The sequence below is a fragment of the Streptomyces sp. NBC_00223 genome (assembly GCF_036199905.1).
Lineage (GTDB): Bacteria > Actinomycetota > Actinomycetes > Streptomycetales > Streptomycetaceae > Actinacidiphila.
The window spans coordinates 4,165,069-4,177,649 of record NZ_CP108109.1; the positions used below are offsets into that span (position 1 = coordinate 4,165,069).

11 protein-coding genes are annotated in these 12,581 nt (G+C 72.1%); 9 read left to right on the top strand and 2 right to left on the bottom strand.

The window, feature by feature from the left end:
- Positions 1-89: 89 nt before the first annotated feature.
- Together OHA30_RS17555 and OHA30_RS17560 are read left to right on the top strand one after the other, a co-directional pair.
- Positions 90-3,605, top strand: a complete 3,516-nt coding sequence (locus tag OHA30_RS17555) for an AfsR/SARP family transcriptional regulator (RefSeq protein WP_405786079.1) — start codon at positions 90-92, stop codon at positions 3,603-3,605.
- A 71-nt stretch (positions 3,606-3,676) separates the two neighbouring features.
- Positions 3,677-5,281, top strand: coding sequence for an MFS transporter (locus OHA30_RS17560; protein WP_328914796.1), 1,605 nt, complete (start codon positions 3,677-3,679; stop codon positions 5,279-5,281).
- Between the two features lie 34 nt (positions 5,282-5,315).
- On the opposite strand, the gene OHA30_RS17565 is transcribed toward OHA30_RS17560, so the two are convergent.
- Positions 5,316-6,140, bottom strand: a complete 825-nt coding sequence (locus tag OHA30_RS17565; RefSeq protein WP_328914797.1) for a DUF5324 family protein — start codon at positions 6,138-6,140, stop codon at positions 5,316-5,318.
- A 183-nt stretch (positions 6,141-6,323) separates the two neighbouring features.
- Here OHA30_RS17565 and OHA30_RS17570 point away from each other — a divergent pair, with 183 nt between their 5' ends.
- Positions 6,324-6,857, top strand: a complete 534-nt coding sequence (locus OHA30_RS17570; RefSeq protein WP_328914798.1) for a peptidylprolyl isomerase — start codon at positions 6,324-6,326, stop codon at positions 6,855-6,857.
- Between the two features lie 116 nt (positions 6,858-6,973).
- A complete protein-coding gene (locus OHA30_RS17575) occupies positions 6,974-7,831 on the top strand; it encodes a rhomboid family intramembrane serine protease (RefSeq protein WP_328914799.1) in 858 nt (285 codons plus the stop codon).
- A gap of 294 nt (positions 7,832-8,125) precedes the next feature.
- Here the strand turns inward: OHA30_RS17575 and crgA are convergent, their stop codons facing one another.
- Positions 8,126-8,383, bottom strand: coding sequence for a cell division protein CrgA (gene crgA / locus OHA30_RS17580; protein WP_328914800.1), 258 nt, complete (start codon positions 8,381-8,383; stop codon positions 8,126-8,128).
- Between the two features lie 211 nt (positions 8,384-8,594).
- Here crgA and OHA30_RS17585 point away from each other — a divergent pair, with 211 nt between their 5' ends.
- The 5 genes from OHA30_RS17585 (at position 8,595) to OHA30_RS17605 (ending at position 12,502) form a co-directional block, all read left to right on the top strand.
- A complete protein-coding gene (locus tag OHA30_RS17585; RefSeq protein WP_405785559.1) occupies positions 8,595-9,308 on the top strand; it encodes a DUF881 domain-containing protein in 714 nt (237 codons plus the stop codon).
- Between the two features lie 108 nt (positions 9,309-9,416).
- Positions 9,417-9,593 (top strand): hypothetical protein, encoded by a 177-nt coding sequence (locus OHA30_RS17590; RefSeq protein WP_328914801.1) that lies wholly within the window; start codon positions 9,417-9,419, stop codon positions 9,591-9,593.
- The gene (locus OHA30_RS17595) at positions 9,590-10,246 is read left to right on the top strand and encodes an aminodeoxychorismate/anthranilate synthase component II (protein WP_328914802.1); all 657 of its coding nucleotides are present in this window, start codon (positions 9,590-9,592) and stop codon (positions 10,244-10,246) included. The genes OHA30_RS17590 and OHA30_RS17595 overlap by 4 nt, the downstream gene beginning before the upstream one ends.
- Entirely contained in the window at positions 10,243-11,721 is a 1,479-nt protein-coding gene (locus OHA30_RS17600; protein WP_443045090.1) for a class E sortase, read from the top strand. The genes OHA30_RS17595 and OHA30_RS17600 overlap by 4 nt, the downstream gene beginning before the upstream one ends.
- A gap of 64 nt (positions 11,722-11,785) precedes the next feature.
- On the top strand, positions 11,786-12,502 hold the full coding sequence (locus tag OHA30_RS17605; protein ID WP_328914803.1) for a class E sortase: 717 nt from the start codon (positions 11,786-11,788) through the stop codon (positions 12,500-12,502).
- Positions 12,503-12,581 lie beyond the last annotated feature (79 nt).

Here is a 12,581-nt window from a genome sequence, read left to right on the forward strand (position 1 = left end):
CGGGTCGGGCGCGTCCTGTGTGGTGGGGGCGGGGGCTCGTTGGGCGCGTAGGGGCGGGAGCCGGGGCCGTGCGACAGAATCGGGGCGTGATGTTCGGCATCCTCGGCGCGACACGAGTCCTGGGCGCGGACGGCGCCGAGGTCGCGTTGGGCGGTCCGCGCCGCCGCGCGCTGCTCGCGCTGCTGCTGCTCGACGCCGGCCGGGTGGTCACCGTCGAGCGGCTGATCGACGGGCTGTACGGCGAGGAACCGCCCGCCGGGGTGGGCAACGCGGTCCAGTCCCAGGTCTCACGGCTGCGCCAGGTGCTGCCCGCGCCGATCGAGGGCCGGCCCGCGGGCTATCTGCTCGCCGTCGACCCGGACGAGGTGGACGCCCACCGCTTCCAGCGGCTCGCCGCGCACGGCCGGAACGCGCTTGCGGCGGGCGACCCCGAACAGGCCGCCACGCAACTGCGGTCCGCCCTCGCGCTCTGGCGCGGCCCGGCGCTCGCCGACGTCGGCGCCGCGCCCTTCGCCGCCGCGCAGGCCGTACGGCTGGAGGAGCTGCGGGTCGGGGCCGTCGAGGACCGGATCGAGGCGGACCTCGGCCTCGGCAGGCACCGCGCGCTCGTGGCCGAGCTGGGCGAACTCGTCGCCGCCCACCCGCTGCGGGAACGGCTGCGCGGCCAGTCGATGCGCGCGCTGTACGGCAGCGGTCGGCAGGGCGAGGCGCTGGAGGCGTACGAGGCCGCGCGCCGCGAGCTGGCGGACTCGCTCGGCGCCGACCCGGGACCGGAGCTGGCGGCGGTCCATCTGGCCGTACTGCGCGGTGATCGGGGGCTGCTGCCGGGCGGAGGCGGGAGCGCCGGTACTTCGGCGAGCGGCAGGCTCTCCGCGGGTCATGTTCCACGTGAAACAGACACGGGCGGACATGTTCCACGTGAAACATCGCCCGCGCCGGCCACCGAAACCCCGCCCACGCCGCCGCCCACCGGAACCCCGCCCGCGACCGACCCGACCGCCGTACCCACCGCCGCCCGCCATGAACTGCCCGCGCAGCTCACCAGCTTCGTGGGCCGCGCCGCGGAACTTGACCGCGTCGGAGAACAGTTGACACGCCAACGGCTGGTCACCCTGATCGGCCCGGGCGGCGCGGGCAAGACCCGGCTCGCGGTGGAGGCGGCCGGGCGCCACCCGTACGACGCCACCTTCGTGGAGTTGGCCGGCCTCACCGGCGGCGCCGAACTCCCGCAGGCCGTCCTGGGCGCGCTCGGACTGCGCGAGGGCGGACTGCTGCCCACCGGTGGACCCGGCGGACCCGGCGCCCCGGCGTCCACCGTGGCCGGCCCCGATCCGGTCGCGCGGATCACCGCCGCCCTGGACGGCCGCCCGATGCTGCTCGTCCTCGACAACTGCGAGCACGTCGTCGAGGATGCCGCGCGGCTGACCGAACGGCTGCTGGCCTCTTCGCCGCGACTGCGTGTGCTGGCCACCAGCCGCGAGGCGCTGGGCATCGGCGGGGAAGCGCTCTGCCCGGTGCCCACCCTCGGACTGCCCCGGCCGGGCGCCGACCGGGCCCATGTCCTCGCCTCCCCGGCCGTACGGCTCTTCGTCGAGCGGGCCACCGCCGTGCGCCCCGACTTCGACCCGGCCGCCGATCCCGCCACCGTCGACGCCGTGCTGCGGCTGTGCACCGCGCTCGACGGTCTGCCGCTGGCCATCGAACTGGCCGCCGCCCGGCTGCGTTCGCTGTCCGTCACCGAGATCGCGGACCGGCTCGGCGCGCTCCCCGACGACGGCGCCCCCTACAGCCTCGGGGTCCGGCCCGACGCGCTCTTCCGGCTGCTGTCGCGCGGCAGCCGTACCGCCCAGCCGCGCCAGCGCACCCTGCGCGGGGTGGTCGAGTGGAGCTGGGACCTGCTGCCCGACGACGAGCGGGCGGTGCTGCGCCGCGCCTCGGTCTTCGCGGGCGGCTGGACGCTGGCCGCGGCCGAGGCGGTCTGCGCCGACGCTGCCGCCGACGACCGGAACGGCCGGAACGACGGCAGCCCCCGTACCGGCGAGGACAGCGCGGGCATCGCGCCCGAGGACGTGCTCGACCTGGTCGCCGCCCTGGTCGAGAAGTCCCTCGTCGTGGCCCAGCAGCCGGACGGCGCCGGCCGGGTCCGCTACCGCATGCTGGAGTCGATCCGCGCCTATGGCGCCGAACGGCTCACCGAGGCGGGCGGGACCGAGGCAGCCCTCGCCGCGCACATCGCGTACTTCCTCGACTTCGCCCTCACCGCCGACCCGCATCTGCGCCGGACCGAGCAACTGGAGTGGCTGCGGCTGCTCTCCGACGACCGCGACAACCTCCAGGCCGCGCTGCACCGAAGCCTCGCCGCGGACGACATCCCCACCGCGATGCGGCTGATCTCGGCGCTCTCGTCCTACTGGCTGCTGCGCGGGGTGCGTCACGAGGGTGTGGGGCCCGCCCGCCAGGTGCTCGCCGCCATCGGCCCGCATCCGCCGGAGGGCATGGAGGAGGAGTACGCGCTGTGCGTGATGGCCGTGGTCGGCACGCTGACCGACCCGGAGGGGTTCACCGATCATGTGGCGGCGGCGACCCGCGTGGTGAAGGCCATGAACCGGCTGGCCCGGCGCTTCCCCGCGCTCACCGTGCTGTGGGCGCCCTTCGCCGGGGCGCCGGAGGAGGGCACGGACACCGTGGCCGTCCTGGAGGACTTCCTCGAAGGCCGCGACGACCCCTGGTACCGGGCGCTGGGACGGCTCGGCTTCGGCCTCCAGTCCTGGATGGTCGAGGCGGACGCGGAGCGGGCCCGGCACGAGTGCGAGGCGTCCTACGAGGGCTTCCGGCGCCAGGGCGACCGCTGGGGCATGATCACCAGTCTCAATGTGCTGGCCGACCTCGCCGACTACCGCGGTGAGCTCCAGGACGCGATCACCCTCCTCGGCCGCGCGCTGGTGCTCGCCGAGGAACTGGACTCGGCCCTCGACATGGCCGAACTGCTCTGCAACCGCGCCGCGTACAGCCTGCGGGTGGGCGACCACGCGGCCGCCACCGCGTACTGCGAGCGGGCCGTGGAGCTCTCCCGTCGGGCGGGCGCCCCCGAGACGCTGGCCATGGCCCATCTGGGCCTGGCCGAATCCGCCCGGCTGCGCGGCGACCTGGCGGCCGCCCGCGACCTGTGCGAACAGGCACTGGCCGAGTGCCCGACCGGCTGGTTCTCCGGCAACAGCGTCCGCTCGTCCGTGCTGGTCGCCCTCGGCCGGATCGCCGTGGCGGAGGGCGACCCGGCCGCCGCCCACGCCCGCTTCCGTGAGGCGGCCACCGCGGACGGGCTCTCCCTCCACTTGCCGCCGACCGGTTGGGCCGCGGCCGAGGCCGCCGCCGGGCTCGCCCTGCTGGAGCGGGACCCGCACCGGGCCGCCGTACTCCTCGGCGCCGCGACGGCCCTGCGCGGCAGCGCGCTCGGCGGCCCGGACACCCAGGCCATCGCGGACGCGGCGCGTACCGCGCTCGGCGCAGCCGCGTACCGGGCGGCCCTCGCGACCACGGCGGACCTCCCGCGCGACGCGGCCCTCGCTGTCGTGACCGACTACCTCACGGCCGGCCGGCCCGGCTGATCCGGTGGCGGTCAGCCCCCGGTGCGCCGGCCGTCAGGGCCCGGTCAGCGGCCGGGCGCACGCTCCGGACCATGACCACGAGCCCACCGCCGCACCAGAAGACCCCGACCCGCGGCTCGCGCGCCACCGCACGCGCGCACGACCGCCGCTGGGCCGTCCTGGCCATCTGCTGCGTGGCCGCCGCGCTGCTGGGCATCGACAACAGCGTCCTCAACTACGCCGTCCCCTCCCTGTCCCGGCAGCTCGGCCCCACCTCCACCCAACTGCTGTGGATCGTCGACATCTACGGCTTCGTGCTCGGCGGTCTGCTGATCGTGGCCGGCAACCTCGGCGACCGGATCGGCCGCAAGCGGCTCCTGCTGCTGGGCGTCGCCGGTTTCGGCGCCGCCTCCGCGCTCACCGCCTACGCGGGCAGCCCCGCGACGCTGATCGCCGCCCGCGCGCTGCTGGGCCTGGCGGGCGCCACGATCATGCCGTCCACCCTCTCCCTGGTCCGTACGGTCTTCACCGACCCCAAGGAGCGCACCACCGCGATCGGCGTGAGCAGCGGGGTGGCCGCGGCCAGCTTCGCGCTCGGCCCGGTCGTCGGCGGTCTGCTGCTCGACCACTTCTGGTGGGGCTCGGTCTTCCTGATCAACGTGCCGGTGATGGCCCTGGTCCTGGTCGCGGGCGCGCTGATCCTGCCCGAGTCCCGCAACCCGGCGCCGGGCCGGCTGGACTGGGTGAGCGTCCCTCTGTCGATCACCGGGATGTTCGGGATCATCTACGCCGTCAAGACCGCCGCCCGCGACGGCGTCGGCGAGCACTCCGGGTGGATCGCCGCCGCGATCGGCGCCGCCGCCCTGGTGGCCTTCCTGCGCCGCCAGTCGACCCTGGCCGAACCCCTGCTGGAACTGCGGCTCTTCCGCAACCCGGCGTTCTCCGGCGCGATCGCCTCCAACGTGGTGACGATGTTCACTTCGTCCACGCTGTCGCTGGGCTGCTCGCTGTACTTCCAGGTGGTGCGCGGCTGGTCTCCGCTGACCGCGGGCCTCGCGCTGCTGCCCGGACCGCTGTCCGCGGCCTTCGCCGCCCCGCTCGCCTCGGTCCTCATCGCGCGGATCGGCCGGGCCCGTACGGTCGCGCTCGGCCTGTTCCTGATGGCCGTGAGCACCGCGGGCCTCGGCATGGTCACCCCGCACACCGCCTACTGGCGGCTGCTGCCGATCCTGGTCGTGAACGGCGTCGGCATCATCTTCACCTTCGCCGTCACCTCGGACACGATCATGGCGAGCGCCCCCAGGTCCCGTACCGGGTCGGCCGCCGCGATCTCGGAGACCGCGATGGAGCTGGGCGGCGCGCTGGGCATCGCCGTGCTCGGCTCGGTGCTCAGCGCCTTCTACCGCAGTGATCTGACCCTGCCGCCCGGGCTGACCCCCGCCCAGAGCGCGGCGGCCCGCGAGTCGGTCAGCGGCGGGGTCGAGACCGGCGCCGGACTGCCGGGCCGGCTCGGAGCCCAGCTGGTCGACGCGGCCAGGTGGGCGTTCACCCACAGCCTGCACACCACGACGCTGGTCGCCGCGGGGCTCATGACGCTCGGCGCGCTCGCCGCCCTCCGCACACTCAGGAACGTCCCCGCCGTGCTGTCGGAACACGGCGAGGACGTACCCGAGGCGGTGGAACCCGCGGCGGTCTGAGGCGGCTCCCTGTCTCTCTGTCTCCCTGCTCTCCCTAGCGGTCGCCCTCCTCGTCGGACCGCTTGGCCTCGACCCCGGGGTCGAGGTCCGAGCCGTCCACCCGGTCCACCCGCGGTCCTGAGCCGTTGACCGAGCCGCGGTGGTCGTCCAGCGGGTCGACCACGGTGAGGGTGCCGCTGCCGTTCATCGACGCCCGGTCGCCGACCTCGGTCGGCTCGGGGGGCTCCACCAGCCAGTCCGGGTTGGACTGCTTGCTCCACCACTTCCAGGCCGCGACGGCGGCACCGAAGGCGAATCCGGCGATCAGCGCGTCGCGCAGGGCGCGGCCGGTCTTCTGCCGGCGGATCCGGCGCCGGACCAGCCGGTCGATCTCGGTGGCGGTCACCTGACCGCGCAGCGCCTGGAGCGCGGCGGCGCCGCGCACCACGACCTCGTCCTTGGCCGGTCCGGCCACCGACCGGGTCGCCGCGACCGCGGAGCCGACCCGGGGCGCGGTGTAGTCGGCGGCCGCCCTGGTGCCCTCGCGGGTACGGCGGGCGGCGGTCTCCACGGCGTTCGTGGCCTTCGGCGGCATCGCGGACCAGACCTGGTCGCGGGCCTGTCCGACCTGCGGCGCGAGCCGCGTGTCGTAGTGCTGCTTGGCGGCGAGTCCGGCCTTGCGGCTGTAGCAGCCGGCCTGCTTGCCGTAGTGCACGGCGCTTTCCCTGGCCGTGTTCGCGTACGGTGCCGCCACCTCCGCGGCGTGCCGCACGCTGTCCTTCGTCACGTCGGCCGCGTGGCGCACGCTGTCGATGCGGGTCACAGGAACCTCCTCCTCGGTGGCGTACTCCTCGGTGGCGTACTGTTTTCGCCTTTCCACCCGGTTTGAAATCATGCCCGGCCACGCGAGGTACGGCATGTGCGGCAAGGCATACGGGTCACTGGGCCTGATTACGGCGGGATCCGGCGATCACGCCCTGGAAGAGCGCTCTCCCGGGGTGCCGTGCCGTGCAAGGATTTGTCCCCTGTCAGTGAAGACAGTGAAAACTAGGGAAGGTAGATCGTGGCTGAGCAGCTCTACGCCACTCTGAGGACCAACCACGGCGACATCGTGATCCGGCTGCTGCCGAACCACACGCCGAAGACGGTGGAGAACTTCGTCGGACTCGCCGAGGGCACCCGCGAGTGGACCGACCCGCGCACCGGCAAGCCGTCCCACGCCAAGCTCTACGACGGCACCGTGTTCCACCGTGTCATCTCCGGTTTCATGATCCAGGGCGGCGACCCGCTGGGGAACGGCACCGGCGGCCCCGGTTACGAGTTCGCCGACGAGTTCCACCCCGACCTGGCCTTCGACCGTCCCTACCTCCTGGCGATGGCCAACGCGGGCGCCAACACCAACGGCTCGCAGTTCTTCATCACGGTCGCCCCCACCACGTGGCTGACCCGCAAGCACACCATCTTCGGCGAGGTCGCGGACGACGCGAGCAAGAAGGTGGTGGACGGGATCATCGGCGCTCCCACCAACCCCCGCACCGACCGTCCTCTGGAAGACGTCGTGATCGACACCGTGGTGGTGGAGAAGCGCACTTCCTGATCCCGTAGCCTTCCAGCACGCCTCCCGTACCCTTCGGGAACACCGCGCCCCGTCCGCACGTAGAAGCGGACGGGGCGCGTGAATGGACAGGCGTGGCGTCACCAGGGGAGTGGATCATGGAACAGCAGGCGGTCTGCTGCTACCGGCACCCGGACCGGGAGACCGGCATACGCTGCGCCCGGTGCGAGCGGCCGATCTGCCCCGAGTGCATGATCAGCGCGTCCGTGGGCTTCCAGTGCCCGGACTGCGTCCGCGAAGGCACCCGGCACAGCCGCGGGCCGCGTACGGTCGCGGGCGGGCGGGTGACGCCGGGCGACCCGTTCCTGATCACCAAGATCCTCATCGCCCTGAACGTCCTGGTCTTCGTGCTGGAGCTGGCGATCGGCAACCGGCTGGCCGGCGATCTCGGCCTGTACGCGGTGTGCGCGCCCCCGCAGTACGGGCATGTGTGCGGAGGCGTGGCCGACGGCCAGTGGTACCGGGTGCTGACCTCGGCCTTCGTGCACGACCAGCCGACTCCGCTGCACATCGGCTTCAACATGCTCTCGCTGTGGTGGATCGGCGGCCCGCTGGAACAGCGGCTCGGCCGCTCCCGCTACAGCGCGCTGTATTTCGTCTCCCTGCTCGGTGGCAGCGCGGCGGTGCTGCTGCTCGCGCCGGGCACGCTCACCATCGGTGCCTCGGGTGCGATCTTCGGTCTCTTCGGCGCGACCGCGATCTACATGCGGCGGCTGCGCTACGACATGCGCCCGATCCTGGTCCTGCTGGCGCTGAACATCGTCTTCAGCTTCACCTGGTCCAATGTGAGCTGGCAGGGCCACCTGGGCGGGCTGGTCGCCGGCGTGCTGGTGGCGGTGGGGATAATGTACGCGCCCCGGGAACACCGGAACCTCGTGCAGTGGGGGGCGACCGCGGCCGTGCTGATCGCCTCCGTCGCCCTGACGCTGGTAGCAGTGGCGCAGATCACTCCCTGAGCTTCGCGCCCACCCGTGTCCCTGGCGTTGATCACACGTTATCCACAGCGGACCCAGGATCCTCCGCAAGGTGTGCACAACTTGTGGGAACTGCTGTGCGGAGGGTCACCGATCGACGTTTGCCCTGCAAGATCAACGAAAGACCGGTGGCCGACAGTGCGGCCACCGGTCGTACCGGCGTCAACCTCGTAGAGGTTATCCACAGATCTTCTGACCTTTTCCCCACTGTGGATAACCATGTGGACAAGTGCGCTGACCCACCGGCCGGGGAGTGTCCCGGCCCGATCGGCGCGCCTACTTCCACTGGGTGGAGACGACGAACCCACCCGCGATGAAGCCGAACCCGACCACGATGTTCCAGTTGTTGAGGGCGTCGATCGGCAGACTGCCCTGCGTGACATAGAACAGGACGATCCATGCCAGGCCGACGATGAAGAACGCCAGCATCACCGGCGCGACCCAGTTGATACCACCACCGAGCTTTATCGCCGTGGCGGACTTGGCCGGCGGCGGGGTGAAGTCGGCCTTCTTGCGGATCCGTGACTTCGGCACGAGGAACTCTCCTGTCGATGCTCTGCGTAACCGCGCGGGTGTGTGAGGTTAGCCGGGCGGATGGGCGGATATGGAGGCGCTGCCGCTTCCGGGCGTCCGTTAGCGTAGTGCTTCCTCGGGTTGTAAGGAGACAGGGTATTTGGTAACCGAATCCGGTGGCACCTCCCCCACCCCCTCCTCCCGTTCTGTTCACCGCACGGTAGCGCTGCGAGTGCTCAGTGCGGGAGTCTTCGCGCTGGCCGGACTGATCTTCTGGACGAGTTTCGACACCGCGAAGGGGGTCGACATCCGCAGTGACGACCCGCTTCCGAAGCTTTCCGACACGGTTCGCACCAAGAACAGCCGTAATGAGAAGCTGGAGAACCAGCTCAGCGGAATCCGCTCGGATGTCGACAGGCTCACCCGGCAGGGCAGCGGTCTCAGCGGCGCCGAGCGCGCGCGGATCGACGCCCTCGACCGAGCGGCCGGCACCGACCCGCTGACCGGTCCGGGGCTGGAGGTCACCCTCGACGACGCCCCGCCGAACGCCGGCCCGCTCGTTCCCGGCGTCCCCGACCCGCAGCCGAACGACCTGGTCATCCACCAGCAGGACCTCCAGGCCGTGGTCAACGCGCTGTGGCAGGGCGGCGCGCGCGGCATCCGGGTCATGGACCAGCGGCTGATCTCCACCAGCGCGGTCCGCTGCGTCGGCAACACCCTCATCCTCCAGGGCCGGGTCTACTCGCCGCCCTACCGGATCACCGCCGTCGGCGACCGCGACAAGCTCCGCGCGGCCCTCGACGCCAGCCCCGCGATCCGCAACTACCTCCAGTACGTCGAGGCGTACGGCCTCGGCTGGAAGGTCGCCGCGGATCGGAAGGTCACTCTTCCCGGTTACTCGGGCGCGGTCGACCTTCACTACGCGAAGCCTGTGAGCCCGCCATGACACGGGCGCGGCCGCGGATGAACCCATGCGGAAGCTTTGACCGGCCGTCCTCCCTCACCGGCCGATCTCCCTTTACTCTGTTCCGGGGAACCACAAGGAAGGCAGCGCATGTACGGCTGGATCTGGCGGCATCTGCCGGGTAACTCATGGGTGCGGGCAGTGCTCTCCCTCATGCTGGTCCTCGCCGTCGTCTACGCCCTCTTCCAGTACGTGTTCCCCTGGGCGGAGCCGCTGCTGCCCTTCAACGATGTCACCGTCGACAACGGGATGGCCGCCGTCCGATGAGCGCACGCATTCTCGTGGTCGACAACTACGACAGCTTCGTCTTCAACCTGGTCCAGTACCTCTACCAGCTCGGCGCCGAGTGCGAGGTGCTGCGCAACGACGAGGTCGAGCTGGGGCACGCCCGCGACGGATTCGACGGCGTGCTGCTCTCTCCCGGGCCCGGCACCCCCGAGCAGGCCGGGGTCTGCGTCGACATGGTGCGGCACTGCGCGGAAGCCGGAGTGCCGCTCTTCGGCGTCTGCCTCGGAGTGCAGTCCATCGCGGTCGCGTACGGCGGGGTCGTCGGCCGCGCGCCGGAACTGCTGCACGGCAAGACGTCCCTCGTGACGCACGAGGGGACCGGGGTCTTCACCGGGCTGCCGTCGCCCTTCACCGCGACCCGCTACCACTCGCTCGCGGTCGAGCGCGCCACGCTCCCCGAGGAGTTGCAGGTCACCGCCTGGACGGAGAACGGGATCATCATGGGACTGCGTCACCGGGACGCCGCCGTCGAGGGTGTGCAGTTCCACCCCGAGTCGGTGCTCACCGAATGGGGTCACCGGATGCTCGCCAACTGGCTCGCCGAATGCGGTGACCCGGGTGCGGTCGGCCGCTCGGGCGGGCTCGCCCCGGTGGTGGGGGCGGGCGGTCCCACGGGGAGGGCCGGGGCGTGACCACGCTCCGGCCGGAGCGTCCCGCCGACGGCCCGATGTCCTACGAGGACACCGGGCAGTTCGCCGCTGTCGTGGGGCAGCTGAACGACCCCCTCAACGACCCGCTGCCCGGCCACCCCCCGGCCGCGCCGGACTACCCGGCCTACGCGGAGGCGGCGGGGACCGCTACCGCGCCGGAAGCCGCCGTTCCGGAGGCCCTCGCGCCGGAAGCGCCCGCGTCGCCGTGGTTCCGCGCCCAGCAGGCACCGCCGGAGCCCGCCCCGCCGCCCGCGCCCGTACGATCCGAGCCCGTAAGCCCCCCGCCCGTAAGCCCCGCCCTCGTACGGCGTCCCTCGCACCGGCGCCCGGAGCCGCCGCACCCCGAGGTCACGCACCCCGACCCGCCGCAGGGGCCCCAGGCCCCGCACCCCGAGGCCGTACGCCCCGAGGCTGTACGACCCGAGCTGCTGCGGCAGGCCGAGCCCGTACGCCCCGAGCCCCCGCGGCAGGCCGGACCCATGCGGCCCGAGCCCCCGCGGCGGGCCGGGGTCGAGGAGACCGCGCGGCTGCCGGTGATCTCCGAGGTGATGGACCCCCCGGCGGACCCCGAGGCCCCCGAGGATCCCGGCGCGGCCCCGCTGCTCGCGCCTCCCCCTTCGGACGGCGGCCGGGCCGCCCGCCGCAAGGCCGCGCAGAAGGGGGGCGGCGGCCATCGGGCCCGGAACCGTACCCCCGCCGCGCCCGGCCGCGCCGGAGCCGAGCCCGCCGGTCCGCTGAGCCGGGTCGAGGCGCGCAGGGCCGCCAAGGCGGCCAAGGAGAGCCCCGCGGTCATCGCCAGCCGGATCGTCGGCGAACTCTTCATCACCACCGGTGTGCTGATGCTGCTGTTCGTCACCTACCAGCTGTGGTGGACCAACGTCCGCGCCCACCAGCAGGCCAACAGCGCCTCCAACCACCTCGAACACCAGTGGGACACCGAACAGGGCGACCCCGAACGCGCGGCCGGCGCCTTCTCGCCCGGTCAGGGCTTCGCGATCATGTACATCCCGAAGCTTGACGTCAAGGCGCCCATCGCGCAGGGCGTCTCCAAGCACAAGGTGCTCGACAAGGGCATGATCGGCCACTACGACGGCGCCCTGAACACCGCGATGCCGTGGGACAAGACCGGCAACTTCGCGGTCGCCGCCCACCGCAACACCCATGGTGAGCCCTTCCGCTACATCAACCACCTGGTGCCGGGTGACAAGGTGGTGGTCGAGACGGGCAGTACGTACTACACGTACCGGATCACCTCGTCGCTGCCGTCGACCCCGCCGAGCAATGTCAGCGTCCTGCGGCCCGTCCCGGTCGGTTCCGGGTACACCGGGCCGGGCCGCTATCTCACCCTGACCACCTGCACGCCCGAGTTCACCAGCACCAACCGGCTGATCGTCTGGGGCAAGCTGATCGAGGAACGGCCGCGCAGCAAGGGCAAGCCCGACGCGCTGGTCGAATAGCCGGGGGCTCGCGCGTCGCTGTGTCGAGCCCGCACTCGAAGCCCGACTCGAAGAACGGAACAGTGTGACGACCAGCAACCGCGGTGGACGGGGACGTGTCGCGGCCACCATCAGCGTTCTCGGCGAGCTGCTCATCACCGCCGGGCTCGTCCTGGCGTTGTTCGTCGCCTACTCGCTGTGGTGGACCAATGTGATAGCGGACCGCCACGAGCGGAAGGCGGGCGACAAGGTCCGCCAGGAGTGGGCGCAGGGCCAGGGCCACAAGGGCAGCGACGCGCCCGCGATCGGCCTCGACACCAAGGACGGCATCGGCTTTCTGCACGTCCCGGCGATGGGCAGGAACTTCGAGGTGCTGGTCAAGAAGGGCACCTCGACCGATGTGCTCAACGAGGGCGTGGCCGGCTACTACACCGACCCGACGCCCGCCGCGATGCCGTGGGACAAGACCGGCAACTTCACCCTCGCCGCCCACCGCGACGGCCACGGCGCCAAGTTCCACAACATCAACAAGATCCACGACGGTGACCCGGTCGTCTTCGAGTCCAAGGACACCTGGTACGTCTACAAGGTCTACAAGATCCTCGACCAGACCTCGAAGTACAACGTGGCCGTCACCGACCAGGTCCCCGAGGAGTCCGGCAAGTCCAAGCCGGGCCGCTACATCACCCTGACGACCTGCACCCCGGTCTACACCTCGCGTTACCGCTACATCGTCTGGGGCCAGCTGGTCCGCACCGAGAAGGTCGACCCGCAGCGCACGCCGCCGCCCGAGCTGAGATAGCACCCGAGCCGAGGCGACACATCCGAGGCAGTCGAAGAGCGCCGCATGACGAAGGTGCGGCCCGCACACCGTGTGCGGG

Coding starts and splice junctions, on each gene's coding strand:
- OHA30_RS17555 (WP_405786079.1), top strand. CDS start 90: ATGTTCGGCATCCTCGGCGCGACACGAGTCCTGGGCGCGGACGGCGCC.
- OHA30_RS17560 (WP_328914796.1), top strand. CDS start 3,677: ATGACCACGAGCCCACCGCCGCACCAGAAGACCCCGACCCGCGGCTCG.
- OHA30_RS17575 (WP_328914799.1), top strand. CDS start 6,974: ATGGAACAGCAGGCGGTCTGCTGCTACCGGCACCCGGACCGGGAGACC.
- OHA30_RS17590 (WP_328914801.1), top strand. CDS start 9,417: ATGTACGGCTGGATCTGGCGGCATCTGCCGGGTAACTCATGGGTGCGG.
- OHA30_RS17595 (WP_328914802.1), top strand. CDS start 9,590: ATGAGCGCACGCATTCTCGTGGTCGACAACTACGACAGCTTCGTCTTC.